The sequence below is a fragment of the Kitasatospora sp. NPDC091257 genome, assembly GCF_044757675.1.
Lineage (GTDB): Bacteria > Actinomycetota > Actinomycetes > Streptomycetales > Streptomycetaceae > Kitasatospora > Kitasatospora lactacystinica.
This window is the reverse complement of sequence record NZ_JBIVVI010001885.1, coordinates 1-1,061: the sequence shown is the minus strand read 5'-3', so window position 1 is coordinate 1,061 and position 1,061 is coordinate 1. Positions and strand designations below refer to the sequence as shown.

Annotated in this window: 1 protein-coding gene; it reads left to right on the top strand. The window is 74.1% G+C overall.

All coding sequences use genetic code 11. The annotated features are described in order from the left end of the window. The first annotated feature begins 12 nt into the window (after positions 1 to 12). A complete protein-coding gene (locus ACIQOV_RS42670) occupies positions 13 to 969 on the top strand; it encodes a bifunctional DNA primase/polymerase (protein ID WP_401056676.1) in 957 nt (318 codons plus the stop codon). Positions 970 to 1,061 lie beyond the last annotated feature (92 nt).

Genomic DNA, 1,061 nt, shown 5'->3' with positions numbered 1-1,061 from the left:
GGATCTCCCTGCCTGGTGTCCCCCCACTCCCCCACCGACTGCCCCTGCCCCGCCGCGGGCCGCTGGTGCCACGGCTTCCACGCAGCGACTCTGGACCAGGACGTCCTCACCGCCTGGTGGCGGATCAACCCGGACTTCGGCACCGCAGTTGCCTGCGGCCCGGCCGGCCTGGTGGTCATCGACGTCGACAGCCACACCGACGTCGTCCCCGCCCGCGACCGCATCCTGCCCGGGATCCCGATCCACGAGGACGTCGACCTCGACGGGCTCGAGAACGGGTACCACACCCTGGCCCTGCTGGCCGCCCTCCGCAGGGCTCCCGATCCGACCACGGACGAGGGCACCCTGCGCGTACGCACCCCCTCCGGCGGCCTGCACATCTGGTACCAGGACCACGCCGACCGCCGGTTCGCCTGCTCCACCGGATCCTCCGCGGGCCGTGCCCTGGCCTGGCAGGTCGACGTCCGGGCGCACGGAGGCTACATCGTAGCTCCCGGGACCGTGACCGCGGCAGGCGCCTACACCCCGCTCCCCGGAGCCAGGACCCCTGCCCCCCTGCCCGAGTGGCTCGCCGAGGAACTCGTCCGCACCGGACACCTCCAGGACCGTCCCGGCCGACCGAGCGTGCCGCAGCCGGCCGTCCCCGACCGTGCCCGCCAGGCCGTCGTCGCCGCGGGCGGGGGCAAGAAGGGTGCGGAGAAGGTGCTCGACACCGTGCTCCAGGACGTCACCGACTGCGCCAACACCCCCGAGGGCGCCGGCTTCACCGGCAAGCTCAACCGTGCCGCCTACACCGTGGGCGGCCTGGTCTCGGCCGGCCACCTCACCCACGCCGTCGCCGAGCAGCTCCTCCTCGACGCGGCCCGCACCGCCCGTCCCGCCCAGGACAGGCACAACTCCGCCGTCATCCGTTCCGGCCTGGCAGCCGGCACCCGGCAACCCCTCCACATCGGGAAGGTCCGCGGATGACCGACAGCACCCGCCGCAAGAGGACGGTCTTCGACCCCGTGGCCACGGCGCAACAGATCCTGGACTACCCGCCCGTCCCGGGCCCCGCCCAC